The organism is Marinomonas aquimarina (assembly GCF_900089755.1).
Classification (GTDB): domain Bacteria; phylum Pseudomonadota; class Gammaproteobacteria; order Pseudomonadales; family Marinomonadaceae; genus Marinomonas; species Marinomonas aquimarina.
Map to the genome: position 1 here is coordinate 367,922 of NZ_FLOC01000001.1, position 18,010 is coordinate 385,931.

The 18,010-nt window shown below is 48.7% G+C and carries 9 protein-coding genes; 4 read left to right on the forward strand and 5 right to left on the reverse strand.

The features are described from left to right. The first annotated feature begins 88 nt into the window (after positions 1-88). Complete coding sequence (locus MAQ5080_RS01840; RefSeq protein ID WP_067204709.1) at positions 89-1,018, forward strand: hypothetical protein; 930 nt, start codon at positions 89-91, stop codon at positions 1,016-1,018. A 58-nt stretch (positions 1,019-1,076) separates the two neighbouring features. Here MAQ5080_RS01840 and MAQ5080_RS01845 read toward each other — a convergent pair whose 3' ends face one another. Beyond that, positions 1,077-1,880 carry a SapC family protein gene (locus tag MAQ5080_RS01845; protein ID WP_067204713.1) on the reverse strand — a complete coding sequence of 268 codons (804 nt, stop codon included), beginning with the start codon at positions 1,878-1,880 and terminating at the stop codon, positions 1,077-1,079. 149 nt (positions 1,881-2,029) lie between these two features. Between MAQ5080_RS01845 and MAQ5080_RS01850 the strand changes: the two genes are divergently transcribed. Beyond that, entirely contained in the window at positions 2,030-3,133 is a 1,104-nt protein-coding gene (locus MAQ5080_RS01850; protein ID WP_067204718.1) for an acyltransferase family protein, read from the forward strand. Here MAQ5080_RS01850 and MAQ5080_RS01855 read toward each other — a convergent pair. Continuing rightward, a complete protein-coding gene (locus MAQ5080_RS01855; RefSeq protein ID WP_156496499.1) occupies positions 3,116-3,994 on the reverse strand; it encodes a hypothetical protein in 879 nt (292 codons plus the stop codon). The two genes, MAQ5080_RS01850 and MAQ5080_RS01855, sit on opposite strands and share 18 nt — an antisense overlap. A gap of 175 nt (positions 3,995-4,169) precedes the next feature. Here MAQ5080_RS01855 and MAQ5080_RS01860 point away from each other — a divergent pair, with 175 nt between their 5' ends. Beyond that, positions 4,170-10,895 (forward strand): DUF4347 domain-containing protein, encoded by a 6,726-nt coding sequence (locus tag MAQ5080_RS01860; RefSeq protein ID WP_067204726.1) that lies wholly within the window; start codon positions 4,170-4,172, stop codon positions 10,893-10,895. Between the two features lie 291 nt (positions 10,896-11,186). Here the strand turns inward: MAQ5080_RS01860 and MAQ5080_RS01865 are convergent, their stop codons facing one another. The 3 genes from MAQ5080_RS01865 to MAQ5080_RS01875 all read right to left on the reverse strand — a co-directional run bounded on the left by MAQ5080_RS01865 (position 11,187) and on the right by MAQ5080_RS01875 (position 16,377). Continuing rightward, positions 11,187-13,916, reverse strand: coding sequence for a hypothetical protein (locus MAQ5080_RS01865; RefSeq protein WP_067204729.1), 2,730 nt, complete (start codon positions 13,914-13,916; stop codon positions 11,187-11,189). 170 nt (positions 13,917-14,086) lie between these two features. Continuing rightward, positions 14,087-15,298 carry a Calx-beta domain-containing protein gene (locus tag MAQ5080_RS01870; protein ID WP_197464540.1) on the reverse strand — a complete coding sequence of 404 codons (1,212 nt, stop codon included), beginning with the start codon at positions 15,296-15,298 and terminating at the stop codon, positions 14,087-14,089. A 50-nt stretch (positions 15,299-15,348) separates the two neighbouring features. Beyond that, positions 15,349-16,377, reverse strand: coding sequence for a phospholipase effector Tle1 domain-containing protein (locus tag MAQ5080_RS01875; RefSeq protein ID WP_067204732.1), 1,029 nt, complete (start codon positions 16,375-16,377; stop codon positions 15,349-15,351). A 301-nt stretch (positions 16,378-16,678) separates the two neighbouring features. Here MAQ5080_RS01875 and MAQ5080_RS01880 point away from each other — a divergent pair, with 301 nt between their 5' ends. Next, positions 16,679-17,821 (forward strand): acyltransferase family protein, encoded by a 1,143-nt coding sequence (locus MAQ5080_RS01880; RefSeq protein ID WP_067204736.1) that lies wholly within the window; start codon positions 16,679-16,681, stop codon positions 17,819-17,821. The last annotated feature ends 189 nt before the right edge of the window (positions 17,822-18,010 follow it).

Here is an 18,010-nt window from a genome sequence, read left to right on the forward strand (position 1 = left end):
TATCCGACAAAAAACACTAAATTATCCGGTGAGCAAAGCAAGGGAACTTGTAAGCTTCTCACTATTAGAGCTTTAGGGAATACCGCAAATGACAACGGAAGAATTATTAAATCAATTAGGCGTTAGCCTAGACGAAGCGCGTACATTTATCTTAAATAACGTCAGCACGCCTGAGGTGATTTATAACATCGCTGCGCAAAACGCTATTGGCTTTGACATGCTAGCAGAGATCCTAGATGACCCTGCTATCAATGCTGGCGAAGTTAGAAGCTTCTTTAACAGCTTTGGTTTGGATACCAGCTCAGAAGCTCCTGTGCTCAGTAGTAACAACGAAGAGCCGACTACCCCATCTGCTGACAGCTTTGATTTAAGCCTTGAAGGCATCCTTGATCTAGAATCGAACGCTCTTGCAACAGGAGATTGGGGGCAGCTGATTACCGATTACCAGAATACGTTGAATAACTTCGACTGGTCTGTTTGGGGCGATCAACTGACGGACATACTAGCAACGTTTGATTGGAGCGCGTGGGCGTCTAGTCTACAAGACCTAGCTAACCAATATGCCCAAGATGGCAGCTGGCTAACGGACTTCAAAGACTGGTATGAAACCATTACTGGGGCGGAATTTGATAGCACTTTTAGTCGTTCGGATTGGACTTGGGACGACACTGACAGCTACTTAGGTAGCGAGACTGAATCCAGCGTTAATGATCTCGACCTATCAGCCTACGCTGATCTTCTCGCAAGCTATGGTATCAGCCTAGACAGCGGCTCAAGTTTCCCAGCATCGATCACTGATTACTTGGCTTCTATCGGTAATGGTGAATTTGACATAAACGGCTATATTGAGTTTTTCAATAGCGTCAATTTTGACGACTATATCGATAATATTGTGGCGGGGATTGATCTTGATGCCATCGCGGCGCGCTACAGTAATATGGATTGGAGCTCGGTATATAACGCAGCACCTGTCGCACCGACAGGTGTTGTAGAAGACTTACCCATGGACTTGATCTAGTCTGTTTGAATGCCGGAGTGGGACAGTGTCCGCTCCGGCATTCAGTCCCAAGAACGGGCTAGAAAGAAAACACATCGCTATCGGATTCGCCATCAAATAGCTTGTCTAGATCCACTTGTTCCACTGGAGCAGCCGTTTGTGTTTGCTGCTTAAACTGAATAAAGCGCGCTTGCATCTCTTTTAAACGAGCTTGTGAGAATAGCTGTGCATAGGCAATCGATAACGCACCTGATTTCGCCAGTGCACTGATGTCTGACTCAGGCAACTCTTGCAGCTTGCGTTCGTTAATTCTAAATAAACCACCCAGCTTACGAACGTCTTCTTCTGCAGGACCGACTTTTAGCTGAATCGGCCACTCTTCTACCAGACCCTTCTCAACAAGTTGCAGCACCAGTGCATCGGTTTGCTGCTGTTGCAGCAAACGCTGCTGCATAAAACCAATCATCGGTTTTAATGACTCACCCGGTTGACCCTCATCATCCAGCACCGCTTGATCACTGCTTTCCGCTTGCTCATGAAAGAAAGCTGACTCCACATCCACCGCTAGAACATGTTTGCCTTCTTCACTTAGCATCATGTTAAACGGGTAGCTTCGGTAAACCGCCGGCACATAAGGCACCATCCACTTGTCCTGATAATTGACAAACAGGTTTGAACCGCTTTCAAGAGACAATAGGACGTTTAAACGAAAGCCACCGTTCTCGACGGGTGCCAGAACGATTGGGTAGTAGGCCAAGGCATGACTTAGCTCAGCCACCAACAAAGGCGCTATGGCATCGGTTTTGGCTTGGGGGTAGCCCGTTGGAGAGACCCAACCAGCCTTTGCATGTTTCTCTTTGCTTAGTGCTTGCCAGTTTGGCATTACGCAAACTCCTTCATCCTAATCAATATTTGGCAGCTATTATGCCGTGATACGAATGACACGACAAACACCCTAGGCAAATGCTTAAACAGCTATGACACGCTTTTTTGATATGCTATACAAAAGCCGAACAATATAAGGACTGCCGCTTGACCACCCGCAACCACGCACACCCGCTAGCCATCGCCGCCGAAAGCAGCGATAACAACTTTCATCTGATTCGCATCTTGTGCGCATGGGGCGTATTAGTGGCGCACAGTTACGTGCTGTCAGGCTCTAGCATGCCTATTATCGACCCCGCGCAAGCATTGTTTGGCATCTCGTTAGGCACCTTATGTGTGATGGTATTTTTTGCCATCAGTGGCTTTTTAATCCAGCGCAGTCTACTTCGCAGCAGTAGCCTGATGTCTTACAGCAAGGCTCGAGCGCTGCGACTGCTGCCAGCTTTGCTAGTGGTATTAGCACTCACTGTGTTTATTTTGGGGCCACTGGCCACTCAACTGCCTTTGAGTGAGTACTTTGCACACGCCAGCACATGGCGCTACTTATTGAACCTTAACCTTCTGGATGTCAGCACACAATTTCCTTTAGCCGATGTATTTGCCTCCAATCCATTTCCAAACTCGGTCAATGGCTCTATTTGGACTCTGCCATTTGAAACCTGGATGTATGTGATGACTGTGGGGTTTTGGCTTCTTAAAAAGCAGACACTGCGCATTGCACCTAAGGCAAAGCCCATATTAGGTATCGCGACCTTAATCGTTGTGAGTGTTGCTATCTGTGTAATCGGGGCGCATTTCTTAAGTAAGCAGCAACAGCTTCGGTTCGATATTCTGCTGTTTATCAGCACCTTTTTTATCGGGGCGAACTTATACAACTATCGCGCTAAGATTCAATTATCCTGGTTACTGATGCTGCTGTTACTGAGCGCCACCCCTTGGTTAAAAGACAGTGTCATCGCAGCTGTCTATGTGCCCTTCACCATTGCCTACTCAACCTTAGTCTTGGCCTATCGCCCAGCGGGTAAGATTCGACACTATAATCGCCTCGGTGATTACTCCTATGGCTTGTATATCTACGCCTTTCCCGTTCAGCAAAGCCTCGCCTATTGGGTGGGCGTTGATTTTATCGGCATGGTGTTCTGGTCCAGCGTACTGACCCTGCCGCTCGCCATGCTCTCTTGGCACTTGATTGAAGCCCCAGCGCTCAAACTCAAAAGCAAAAGAAGGCTGGTCTTAAAAACGAACGGTTAAGGCCTTAAGGGAGTGATTCACCTGCAAGGCGTTTTGAATAGCACGATGGCGGGCATCTTCTGATAGATGATGCCCAAGCGCTCTGGCTTGGCTACAAGCCGCCAACGATTGCTCGCGTGCGGTTCCAAGATCCATTCCTTTCTGGGCAGCCATCGCCGCATACAGATGCTCCGGAAAGGGCAATGCCTTAAGCGCTTCTTCGCTCATGCGAAACTCACTGCCCATGGTTAAGGCAATCATATAATCAAACATGCCATGGAGCTGAGGCGCGGCATTGGGCTGCAGCACTATCAAAGGGAAAAAAGGCGCCAGCTCTGGATAGATCAGATTCGGTAAACACACTGCTTTCCAGTAGCGCTTCGCAATCACCGCAAAGTGGGCAAAATTTTGAATCGGCCTTAACCCCGACTCGGCAAACGGCAAAATCTCAACAGACGGCTTATTAGGATTCACCGTATCGTTGGCCACATCCACATACCAAACTCCCAAGATAAACGCATTTTGAAAGTAATCCCCGCGCAGGTCGCCCCACACTTGACGCAGCTCACCGCCCGATTTTGTAAACTTTTGTAGCGCCAGAAAAGCGTTTTGCATGGCAGGTTCTTTCAAATCAGCCACGTTAACCGCCGCTAACTTTTCAGCAAATGCCTGAGAAATTTCCAAGCACTGCCCCAGTGGATAGGGCTTGCCTAACTTGCTGGGTTGCTTTTGCGCTAGAGGAGTATCTAGTCGGCTGCGTAGTATCAAAAACAGTCGCTCTAGATCTTGAGCAATAGGTTGAAGATGTAAATGAGTTAAATACGCTTGCAGATCAAGGTTAGTGATTTTGGGCTCATTGGGTAACAAGTTAGCAGTTATCATATTCATACATGTAATGTAAAAACTGTCGCGTTTCTCGCTCAGTGTAATGAAGTGTTAGCCTTTTGGGCTGGCTATTCACATAGAACCCCAAGGTGTGTTAGTAATACAACTTTGCAAATATATAGCAAGTTATTCTAATCACTCCTTGCCTGTACGTTATATCTGAGAAAACCATATGAGCATACCAACTAAGACATCCTCCGACATCCGCAATGAAATCGTTTTTATTGATCAATCCGTTCCAGACTCAGGCACGCTACTGGGTGGTTTGCCTGAAGGTGCTAAGGTTGTCTTTATCCGTTCGGAAGAAGACGGTGTGTTACAGATGGCAGAGTACTTGGATGGCCGCTCAGACATTGATGCGTTACACATTATCTCCCACGGTGCAGAGGGCACTGTTTATCTAGGTAACACCTCTTTAAATAACGACACTATTGATCAATACCAAGCAGCGTTGCAGTCCATCGGCAGTGCTCTATCTGAAAATGGCGATATTCTACTGTACGGCTGTGAAGTAGCAGCCAACCAAGCAGGTCTAAACTTTATTAATAAGCTTAGCCAATTATCAGGCGCTGATATTGCCGCATCTGAAGATTTCGTTGGTAATAGAAATAATGTACATAGTTGGGACTTGGGGATACAAGTTGGAACCATCGAAGCAACGTTATGTATCTCTGATCAAGCTCAAACTTCCTACACGGGCCATTTATCCACCACTATCGAATTTAGCTACTACACCAATAATGCCAAAAAAGATGATTGGGTGGATGGAAGCGATGGCATTACTGACGTCCCAAGCCTAACTCTAACTCTCGACTATGGTGATGGCAGTGAAGGTTCAAACCAATTTACCAACCTTCAACTTATTGGTTTAGGGGGGCAAGTTGTCGCTCCAACAACACAAAGCGGCCCTGATTTTAATAATGACAGTAACGGCTTCCAAGTTACTGGTGACAGTGATTTTAGCTTTGAAGCGTTTAGAGTGGCTTCGCGCGCAGACAGCAATGGAGATACTTTTACCATTCGAGGCTTTAACAGCTCGGGAACAGAAATTGTATCTACGTCACTAAACTGGGCTGCCAGCGATGCAAGCTCCTTTGTTACTTATACCATGGGTTCTGGGGACTGGAGCAATGATGCTGCTTGGGGAGCAGTGCGTAAAATCGTTGTTGATTACACTACTGATGATCCTGATTTTCAAGAGTTTGCAATTGCCTCCATTACCGTTGCGCCGGCAGTGATTTCCAATAACGCTCCAGCGTTTGCAAGCCTAGATGGTAGCGCTACTTTCACCGAAGCAGGCTCCGCAGTGGTCATTGATGACAATGCTACGATTAGCGATACCGAGCTGGATGCTTTAAATGGCGCTAATGGTGATTACTCTGGTGCCACGCTAACCATTTCCCGTAATGGTGGTGCCAGCCCCAATGATGTGTTTGGTTTTTCTAGTGGTAGTGTTTCTCTGAGTGGCTCTAACCTGCAGTCTGGTGGGCAAACCTTTGCGACGTTTAGCCAGTCTAGTGGTACATTGACGATCAGCTTTACTTCTTCAGGTACTACAGCCACCAGTACATTAGTTGATTCTGTACTTCAGGGGATTACTTATTCAAACAGTTCAAACCAGCCCAACGCCAGTGTCACGCTAGATTGGGTGTTTAATGATGGTACCGATAACAGCTCTGGAACTAACCAAACAACGGTTAGTGTCACCGATGTGACAGCAGCAGCCAGTACCGCCGCAGCGTTCAACACCACCGATGGTACTAATTTAACACCTGGTATTACCTTCGGTGCCGGTGATGAAACTTTAACCATTGGCACAGCAGGCCATGAAGTGGGCTCGACTATCGAGGGTGGAGCCGGCACAGATATCTTATCCATTACCGCAACTGGGGTAGATTTATCCCAAGCTACAAGCGCTACAGGCTTTGAGACCTTATCACTAGACAGTGGCGTTAATGCCACCATGACCGAAGCCCAACACGATGCCTTTACTACCATCAATGGCACAGGTACCAATCAGATTACCATTACGAACACGACAGATGGTCTGACGGGTGATGCCGATATTGAAACCTATGTGTTAAGTAGCGCAAACAGCTTTACTCTTGGCACTGGCAGCCAAAATATTACCGGCAGTAGTGGTAATGACACCATTGACGGCGGTGCCTTAACACTCTCGGGGACTCTAGATGGGCAAGGTGGGGACGATGAACTGTCATTATCAAATGGAGCAAACCTTTCTAGCGCCACGGTTTCCAATATTGAAACACTAACGCTGGCCTCAGGCGCTTCTGTAACCATGACTGAGGCTCAACATGACACTTTTGCTACGATCAATGCCGCTGGCACAGAGCAAATCACCATCAGCAGTGCCACCGATGGGCTAACCGGCCATGCCAATGTCGAAACCTATGTCTTAGGTGCGGCCAACAGTTTTACCCTCGGTGCGGATGGCCAGAACATCACCGGCAGTACTGGCAACGATACCATAGATGGTGGTGCGAGAACGCTAACAGGCAACCTCAGCGCTGGCTCGGGAACCGATGAGCTAACCCTATCCGATGGCGCTAGCCTTGCAGGTGCCACGGTTTCTGGTATTGAAACGCTGACATTAACATCAGGTGCTTCTGTGAGCATGACCGAAGCACAGCATGATGCATTCACCAGCATCAACGGCTCGGGTACTGAACAAATCACGATTACTGCCGCAACGAATGGCTTCCAAACCAATACGAATATAGAAACCTATGTCCTAGGGGTTGCCAACGCGGTCACAGTAGCAGGTGGTGCGCAGAATATTACCGGTAGCACTGGTAATGATACCGTAACCGCTCAGGGGGCCACCTTAACGGGCACTATTAATGTTGGAGACGGCACCGATGTGCTGCAGTTAACCACTGGATCAAATATCTCCGGTGCTATCGTCTCAGGCTTCGAATCGCTTACGTTGGCAGGCAACGCATCGGTCACCATGACCGAAGCACAATTTGAAGCCTTCAGCACCATTACAGCAGGTGGTTCAGAGACCATCACTTTAGCGTCAATGGATGGCGATGCTACGGTCACTGCTCACACGAATATTGAAAGTTACGTACTTGGCGCCGCGGCAACACTAACATTAAATAACGATCAATCCGTCACGGGCAGTGCCGGTGATGACACTGTAGATGCTGGCACCCAGACATTAACGGGAACACTGAACGGTGGCACGGGCACGAATAACACCTTAATGCTTAGTAATGGTGCTGACATTTCCGCCGCAACGGTGAGTAATTTCCAAAACTTAACCATCGCTTCGGGTGCGACGGTCACCATGACCACGGCACAACTAAATGGTTTTACTGGAACGATTACGGCTTCCGGCACAGAAACGATTGTTCTGACCGGTACTGGCACACTCACAGGCACTAATTTAGGAGCTATTGAGGTTATTCAAACCGCAAGTGGTGGTGCCGAGACGATTACGTTAACCGCTGCTGTGGCTGATGGTAAAACATTAACCGCAAGCGATACTGGCACAGATGGTTTTATCATTACTGCCTCTTCAGGTGCACAAACCCTAAACGGTTCAGCGGGTGATGATACGATTTCTGGCGGGGCGGGTGCCGATACTATTAAAGGGGGCGCTGGCACAGATAGCTTAACGGGTGGAGATGACAACGATGTCTTCCAGGGATCAAGCTCTGATTTAAACGGTGATTCCATTACCGATCTGTCTGTTGGGGATCAAATCCGTCTAACAGGGATTACGGGGCTAACCACCTCGAATGTTCGCTTTAATGGCAACAATCTTGAAATTGATACAGATGCTACGACCTTTGCAAGCCCCGAAATCAGCATTAATCTTGGCAGTGACCTAAGCAGCACTTTAGACTTTGACAGTGTGGCGGATTCAGGCAGTGATACCTTAATTACACTGGGAGCCGCCAATGAAGTACCAGTCTTTACTGGATTAGATGGTGCACCAACTTTCACTGAAAATGGCTCTGCGGTGGTGATCGACAGCAATGTCACCATTGCCGATACCGAGCTAGATGCCCTCAATACCAATGCCGGTAACTATGACGGCGCTTCGCTAACCATTGCTCGTAATGGCGGTGCTGACGCCAACGATGTCTTTGGTCTAAACGGTGGTACCTTAACCGAAAGTGGTACCTTAACCATTAGCTCAACGGATATCGGTACCGTTACCGCTAATTCTGCTGGGACTTTGACGTTAAGCTTTAACAGCTCGGCAACGTCAGCCTTAGTTGACCAAGCGCTACAAAGCATCACCTATTCCAATAGCTCTGAAGCACCGGCAGCGTCTGTGACTTTAGATTGGACATTCAACGACGGCACTAGCAATAGCTCAGGCACTAACCAAACGACCGTAACTATCTCGGCACTTAACGATGCGCCTGTATTAGACAACACACAAAGCCCTACCCTTACAGCGATTGATGAAGATGTGGCCAATGCTAGCAACACAGGTACAACGGTTGCAGATTTGGTGGTCGATAACTCGATTACTGATGCCGACGGTGGTGCGGTGGAAGCCATTGCTGTCACCAATGTGGACAACACCAATGGTATATGGCAATACAGTACAGATGGTGGTACCAACTGGAATGACTTCTCTGCTACCACTGGCCAAGCGGTTGATATCTCAACCCAGGCTATGCTGCTCGACAGTGCCAACAAGGTACGCTTTGTACCAGATGCCAATTACAACGGTAGCGTCAACATTACGTTCCGCGCTTGGGACAAAACCAGCACAGAAACCGCTGGCTCAACCTTGGATGCCTCAACGAATGGAAGCACCAGCAGTCTGTCTGCGGTAACCGATACAGCCGCCATCACGGTGAATGCCGTCAACGACGCCCCAACCGCTGCCGACGCCACTAAGTCAGTGTCTTATAACGGTACTTACACCTTCCAAGAGTCTGACTTTGGCTTTAGCGATGTGGATACCGGCGATACGTTAGACAGTATTGAGATCGCCACGCTACCAACCGTCGGTAGTTTCCAACTAAACGATGTTGATGTTACGGCAAACCAAGTAATTTCAGCGGCCAATATCGGCAATCTGACCTTTACCCCAGAAAGCGGTGGCACAGGTAATGATTATGCCAGCTTTACCTTCACCGTAAACGACAACACCACCGACTCTGTTAGCGCCAATACCATTACCATAAATGTCGGCAGCCGTCCGTCGTCATCCACACCAACACAAACCTCCGTGGTGGATGGTACAACAGTCAGTACTCAAACTCAGCGTAATAGCCAAGGTAATACAGTAGAGGTGGTGACAGTGGCTCCCGTCACGCCAGACCGTCAGGATACCGACAGCACTTCGGTCAATGCCGATCTACCGTTCCAGTTTGAACCAGGCAACCCTGCTAATGTCGTCACAACACTCAGCCTACCCACTGGCTCCGGCGTACAAGTGCTCTCCAGCAACACCGCCAGCTCACAAAACCAAGCTTCCAATTTAAACGGCTTGCTTCAAGATGTCGGCGGTGATTCAGAAGACTCGCAATTGGCGCAGAGCTTAGGCACAGCTTTTTTCAGCACGGTCCCAACCACTAACACTGTGTTTGTGAACTCTATTAAAGTGACTAATCCGAGCACTGTGAGCAACGCTCCTATCGTTATTACAGGCTCATCTAACGCAAGCAATACCGAAGCCTTTGTTATTGATCTTAGAACGGTGACCGGTACTCGCTTGCAGCTGGATAATATCGAATTCGCTTCGGTTATCGGCAGCGCAACCGTAACCGGGGGCGCCGGTGATAACTATGTAAGTGGCGATAGTCAAAGCCACTTTATAAAATTAGGCGCAGACGACGATGAGCTGCATGGCGGTGGCGGCAACGACACCATCGGCTCTGAAGGTGGCGATGACCTATTGTATGGCGACAGTGGCGATGACATCGTCTTTGGTGGTACCGGCCATGATACGCTTTACGGCGGCACGGGTAACGATGTGCTACAAGGCGGCCAGACGACTCAAGGCGCACTCGCCTTCTCGCTAAACAGTGCAGGTGAAATAGTAACGAGCTTTACCGCTAGCGATACCTGGGGTGACGAGGTTCAACCGCTTACTTTCAGCGGCGATTGGTACAGCCAAGCGTCGATGATTCTCGACGGTAAAGCCCTAGGGATGGATTTAAGCGAGGACAACATTGCCGTGGTAATGAATGCTGGCTTGATGCTGCAAGCCACCGCTGAATACGCTTTCCTAGCGATGGATGCCGATCGCCTACAAATGATTGCCAGCAGTTATCAAAGTATCTTCGGTGAACTAAGCAGTGCGAGCGACTTAACCGGTCTTGCTGGTTCAAGCTTTAGCGTTGCCGAATTAGCGAATATCACGGCGCAAGCTTGGGTGGCTCAGCAAGACACAGTCTTTAGTTCACTATCAGCAGAGCAGCAGGTTTCTACGCTATTGAGTAGCTTCTGGCTCACGAACGATGTCACGGATGCCGCCATCTCTGAGGTGCTCACAAACCTTACTAATGGCCAGTCTCTAGGGGAATTATTCCTAAACCTTGCCCAGTCCCAGCAAGCTAAAGCTAAGCTGGCTGATGAGCAAGGCTTACTACAATTAGCTCTAACGGATACATTGGGGGAAACGGGACTATCCACTGAGATCGGCAATGACTACCTATACGGTGGCGCTGGCGATGACACCTTGATTGGTGGCCATGGTAATGACTTGCTCGATGGTGGCGAAGGTACGGATACTGCAGTGCAACAACACTTGTATGCTGAATATGCGATTGCCCAGCTAGACGATGGCAGTATTACCCTGACCTACCAGCAAGGCGCTTATACAGAAGTGGATACCCTAGTGGACATCGAATTTGTGCAGTTTGGTGGGCAGATTGTAGGCATCAATGAATTGATTGGGTAAGTCTATGGTGATTCCCGCGGGGACCGCGGTCCTACATCACCTGTAGGACTGCGCTTCGCGCAGGAAAGGCTATCGCATCCCCACAGGCTGTTCCCGCGGGGACCGCGGTCCTACATCACTTGTAGGACTGCGCTTCGCGCAGGAAAGGCCATCGCATTCCCACAGCCTGCTCCCGCGGGGACCGCGGTCCTACACACCTTGTAGGACTGCGCTTTGCGCAGGAAAGGCCATCGCATTCCCACAGCCTGTTCCCGCTGGGACCGCGGTCCTACCATCACAGGTTTTGCTCTATTAAAGAACTGGTAAGGCCCCTAGAGAAATAAAGCCATCCGTCATGGTCATTGAGTCAGCCTCAACACCGGTGAGGGTAATCTGATTAAATGCATCGGCCGTAACCGCACTTGAGACTGAGTCAGCAGCTTGCTCCACCCAAATATAGCCATCACCACCATCACTAAAGGCAAAAGCATCCACTTGTGAGCTACTAAAGCTTTCAGCACTGTGTTGAATCCATGTAAGCACAAGCTCTGTCGATGACACCTCACCCGTCGGTGCTTCAAAGGACTCATCTGCTGCGATACTTTCAGCGGTTACAACATGGAAAACAGTATCAGTACCTAGGTACAGATCATCTTCCATAGCAAAGTTATTGATCACAGAAGAGGCTTGATCTGGACTGTATACCAGTAGGTCAGCTGGACCGTTATAAGCAAGTTCATCATTTGCCTCTAAGTCAGCGTCTATATCAACATTGAGATAGATCACATCCTTGTAGCTCTCTTTCAACTCGGCAGTTGCGTTGTAGAACTCATCACTCCATGCAATAAATTGATCAATATGTTCCTGATTATCCTCATAAGAGGACACAGTGGTCGTCAACTCATCGCGCTCTTCAATAATTTGCTGAGCAACAAGGTCTACTTCCGACTCAAGCGTATTACTGTAGTTATTTAAATCCAGTTCAACCGCTTCCTTGAGTGTTTGTCGCGCCACAATCAAGTCCAGAATATCGGTCACCGACGTATCTAATGAATCATCGTAAGAGCCAATCGCTAGACTTTGGATTAAATAATCTAAAGCACTGGTTTGATCGTCCAGTTCCTCAATATAATCCAATCGCTCATTTACGTACTCGACCGTCATAAAGCCAACAACTGTATCATCATCTGCCATCGACGAAACCGCTTCCACAAGCTCTTTTACAAGCGCTAGGTCGGTGCCATTTAGCGTAATATCATCAGATAAGTCAGACTCAGATTGGGCTAGCAGCGCTTCCATATCGGAGGCCGATAGCAAATCCTCGGTCAGCAGCACATTACCCGCCACTAAAGCAGGGGTAAAAGACACCGCCAGCTCAGAAAGGTCAACAGGCGTAGCGCTATTGTCTTCAACATTGATGTTGCCATTGATAGTAAAGTTATGGCCGCCAAATGGGTTAGAAAGCTCCTCCACACCGGTAATATCATATGTAAAGCTATCATCTGATAGATTTGGAATCAGGCCATCGACCACATCAAACTCAACACCGCCAATCGAGAGAACACCATTTAAGTCTTCGGAAAGGGTAAAGGCAATACGATCAGGAGCAGAAATATCTACAGGGTATTCCTCTCCCATTGGACTAGGCTGTTGACCATCTTCTACCTGAGTAATATCGCTATCTGATTGGCCTTCCCAATAGCTAACATAGCTGTAATCGGTTTGCGGGTAACGTTCACCATCGGCAAAGCTAATCTCTGTGCGAATGTAGCCGATCAAATCCGCTTCTTCACCCGCTAAGCTCAACACACCTTCTGCGGAGTAAACGGCAGCAAAGTTATCGCTCAGATTACCCTCGGCATCCAGCACTAACTCGCCATCCATTGAATATTTCGTCGTTGCAGCAGCTAGGTAAGTGTCTACCGCAGTAGATAAGCCCGCTACCGCCTCATCGGTCAAAACAGTGTCTTCTGCATAGCCATCTAGTATTACTAATGATGAGCTGTCCATGCTGTAACTCGTAACGGTTGCTGCTTGATCAAAGCTTAACATGCTTAGCGCTGAGGGGTACGCGGCTTCAACCGCTTCTGCTAACTCGATTTCCTCATCAAACTCATCAAAACTGTAAGCAGCCACGGCCGCATCATAGGCTTCTGTCTGAGTGTCAGGATCCAGTGTATCTTCACCATCTAGAGCATTCTGTAAATCTGCAGCGGCCGCGGCATCCATAATCTCCCCAGCACGGCTGCCCGAAAACTCGGCGTAGTCGGCAATCAAATCGTGAATACTGGTCTCACTAGATTCACCACTTGGAGTGGACGGTCTCGATGGCGTAACCTCAACCGGCACTTCAACCTCAGGAAGGCCTGGAACCTCAACCGGCACTTCAACCTCAGGAAGGCCAGGTACTTCAAGACCAAGCTCTTCGACAATCTCCATCACTTCAACTTCTGGGTTAAACAAGCGCTGGCTACCTGAGTTAATTACCTCGCGGACCACTGCTACAGTGCTGTCATCGTTGGTTACTGAGCGCAGTACCGAGCGCATCGCGGCAAAGTCCATGACCGCTGTCGCTTCCTCACCTTCCCCTGATTCGCCTTCGTTTTGGTTGTCATCAGAGTCAGACGTCGTCGCGGTACGCTCAATAAAGATTTCCGCGACGGCTTTTTTGTTGGTTAATTGTTTGCTGGCGCCAGACCAAACAGGGTCATCTTCTGGCACATTTTTGATCGCATTAATGGACGTTAGCAATAAGTCGCCTACATTGACGCCATTGGTAATGGAATTCATCAAAAAGCTGCTGGCTTCTTCTAAAGCGTCTTCCGAAATGGAGTCGCCTAACAGCTGACGGGCAAACGCTTCAGGAGATTCATAAAGGTCGGCAAACTCTTGTGAGTTAAGAAAGGACTCAGAGTATTGCTCTAGCGTAGCACCTTGATCGATTCCTTCTTCAAGTTGCTGCATAATTTCTGCGGTAGGTGCGGCACCAAAGGTACCAACGATAAGTGTTAACAACTCATCACGTTGTTCTTGAGTAATCATATTGAACTCCCTGTGAAAAATAATTGTCCACGGAGAATCGCAATACGACTTCAGTAAAGTGCGCTATTCATCCGTGAACATGCATAAAAATCCTAGGGAGGGATCACACTATAAATGAACTAGACTGTCCAGAGACTTAGACCAATGTCTAAACAGCTGCATTAAGTTTACTAAATTAAATCATCATTCAAGATGGTACGCATCGCCGTTAGCGTGACTACACCATCGCCGAAGCTGCCACCCAACGGATTGGTGATGTCCAAATAAAAGGCCTCATCATCTTCCACCGTCTGGTCGCCTAAAACTTCCACAGCAATCAAGGCATAACTCTCATCATCATAAATATTCAAGGTGCCTGACAGCGCGAGGTAGTCTTCCCCTGCGGTGGCTGAGCCATCGCGAGTTTGGTAATCCACACTTATAATGTCATCCGCCATACCGCGATCACCATTAAAAGACACCATAAAATAGGCATAGCTGCTACCACTGTCGCCTTCTACCACTTCCAGCTGAACCTCTGCCGGTGACTCTGGGGCAGAGTCATAATGCTCCCGGACACTCTGATCAATCCAACGCTGGTAATGACTTACCCGTTGCCACGCAGCCAGCTCACCAAAACTACTATTGGTCACTTCATCAATATCTGTGTCCGCCCACCAAGTCGACACAGACGCGGTATAGCTCGCAACGCCAGCAATCACGCCGTCTATAAACGCCGAGCCACCGCTGTCTCCTGGTGCAATCAGGCCCTCGTCTGCGCCAAGACCAAGATCATTAACGCCTAGCAGCATGCCAAACGCATCGTTGGCCGCAGAACCATTATCAAAATCCGCTAATAGCTGGGTACCGCTGGCAGGCGTCCAAGATATCTCACTGCCCAAGCCTTGCTTAAACTCATCGCCAGTCACATCAAAGGTATTTTGTGCTTTATAGCGTACAGAATCCGAGCCGTTATAGCGGGTCGCGCTAGCACCCTCACCATATTGACCAAAGCCTGCCATGGTAAAGGTTTGCCCAATTTCATCACTGTCGCGATAAATTTGATAACGCTCAGCGGTAATCGGTGTCGAGTCCAGCCATAGGATCGCCAGATCATTATTAGCGGCTGTGGTATCAGCACTGGGATGAAGCAAATAATCACTGCTTGAAACGCGCGTCTTGACGCCATTAATCAGGAAAGTCACCTCGGCACTCGACACGCCATCTAACAAATGTGCCGCAGTCAGCACCGCGCGCCCATCATAAAGCAAAGCGCCTGTGCCCACAGAACCATTGGAAGCAATACGCACCACCCCATCATAACCGTTGTTAGAGGTACTGTAGCGCGAGGAAGAATAGTAAGACGTCGTAATCATATGGCCACCCTGTTTAAGAGAGGCCATATCTTAGCAAAGCCCCTAAAACATCCAAAGGCATTCTTCTAGCAAACGCATTACATCACCCAACCCAACGGGGGAATCGGAATATCCGCCATAGGACGATAGGCGGGATCATGCAACATGCGTTGAAACACGCTGCGATGCCACAGCGGAGGACTTTGTCGACAGGGCTCATTATCACGCCAGACATAACACTTGCGCGGCGCTAAAGTGGCCTCTGACAGACTTCTTGGACGGCTTTGAAAATGAATGCTACCACTGATGGACGGCGTCATCTCGAGTAACCTTGACCAATGACGATAGTCCTCAACCCCACCGCTCAACAGCGGTAATTGATCCACACGGTGATAAAGGTATTCACGGTGCATATTGAGCTTTTTATGCAACCAACCAGACATCACCGAAAAGCTTAAATCGGCCAAACTATCCTTGCGATAGCCGCCGCCCACATCGCTGTGCACACCGGGTAACCAGACCTCCGCCACACGAGAATCGTGACTCATTAGTGTGGGGCGAAATGCCAAACGTTGCTCGTCTAAGGCTAATAAATGCAACGCCGAATCGACACACTCTGGCAAACGCCCACCTTCCTCAAACACCACCTCATTCGCCGGACGCTGAGCAGGATCTAAATTGGGCAAGCCAATCGACGCCACCGTATCCATCACCGCCTCAATCACCATGGGCTTAGGTAAAAAAGGGTTAATCAACGCGGCAAAACGCCTCGCCAACGCTGCCCCACGACTAAAACCAATCAAGACAATCTTTTCCACTGCTGAATGGTAATGACATTGAAAATCCAACAAAGCGCGGCTCAAAATCTGCGCCACATCCGCGTTTTCAAATGCAAAAGAGGCATTTAACCAACGCTCCAACGGGCTACCATAGGTCCCAATCCCTGAGTAATAAAAAGAGCGATTAACAGAGTCCACACTTAAACGGCCACTGGAAACGTTCAAACCGCCCCCCATTAACAGGTGTGATTTTAAAACATTGGAAATACTTTCATCGTGATCAGCTTGCGCGTAGGCATCTTCCGGTCCATTGGTCGTGCCATCGAAATGAAAAAATAAGATCGTCATATCCTACTCCTGTGTAACATCCTTGTTACCAATAGAGTACTGCTTCAGGAGAATTAAAAAACCATAAAAACCTTACTTTTTACATGGTTTAAAATCAAATACTGTCTTAGGACAATGTTTACCGGAAGGACTGCCTTGTAGGAGCTCGGTTCCCGAGCGAAAACCTCCCGCGCGCAGCGCAGTCCTACGGCGGTATTTTGTTGGGAACTCCCCCAATCCGACAAAACCCTTGTAGGAGGGCTGTCCCAGCCCGATAATAGGCACTGAGTAACCTAATAAACCGATTCCCCTGGAGTTTTTAATGGCCGAGAAACGCTTACATCAGCGTTATGTTGGTGAATTCACGGACAGCACCAACAATAATTTCAATCTTATTCGCTTGCTCTGCGCCTGGGGCGTACTCGTATTCCACAGCGTGCCACTGGCCGAGCAGACCTATGCCCTAAGCGATCCCTTGCTCCACTATTTGGGGGTGTCGATGGGTGAGTTCTGCGTTATGGTATTCTTTGCCATCAGTGGCTTTTTAATCTATCGCAGCATGTGTCGCAGCAGCAGCTTAAACTCCTACATCATTGCCCGCGCCCTTAGACTTTTACCGGCGTTATTGGTCGTGTTAGTACTGACTGCCTTTATTGTTGGTCCACTGGCAACCGAGCTGAGTCTAGGACAGTATTTCAGCCACCCGGAAACTTGGTCATATCTCAATAATGTAAACCTACTAACCAACCGCACCCAATACACCCTTCCTGGAGTATTTTCTGATAACCCTTATCCTAATGCGGTCAACGGCTCCCTGTGGACATTGCCACTGGAAACCCGCATGTACGTGGTCACCATCGCTTTCTTTTACAGCGCCTGGTTACTGACTCGTCTCTTTAAAGAAAAAATGCGCTGGCTTAGCCCATTGCTATTGGCGGCGATCTTGATCTGGGCCTACTGGCTACTGGACGGTTACAGCGTTAGCGGCGAACGCCACGAACTATTTAAGAATCTATTCTTTCTCGCCTTTTTTATAGGCGGTGTGATTTACGCTTATCGCGATAGCATTCCACTAAAAGCTAGCTGGGCACTGGTACTGATTCTTGGCGTGGAATTCTTACGCACGACCAGTATTTACCCAATCTACGGCACCTTTACCATCGTCTATACGGTCTTAGTACTCGCCTACTTACCCAAAGGAAAAATCCTCGCCTTTAACAAGCTCGGCGACTACTCCTACGGCATGTATATCTATGCTTTCCCCGTGCAACAGTGCCTGTCCCACTGGACCGATATTGGCTTCTTTGGCATGGTGCTCTGGGCGACTGTCATCACACTGGCACTGTCCGTGATTTCTTGGCACCTACTGGAAAGCCCAATACTAGGCCAAAAGAAAAAGCTCACCAACTTACTTAAAAAACGCCGCAACATCGCTCCTGCGGGAGGTCTGTCCCAACCCGATTAAATCCCTGATCGGGGTAAGATACCCCTCCTACAAAAAGCAGCCCTGTAGGAGCTCGGTTCCCGAGCGAAAAGTTCCCGCGCACAGCGCGGTCCTACAGTGCTGTAGGGCTGTAGGGCTGTCTCAGCCCGATTAAATCCCTGATCGGGGTAAGATACCCCGCCTACAAAAAACTACCTCTGTAAGAGAAAC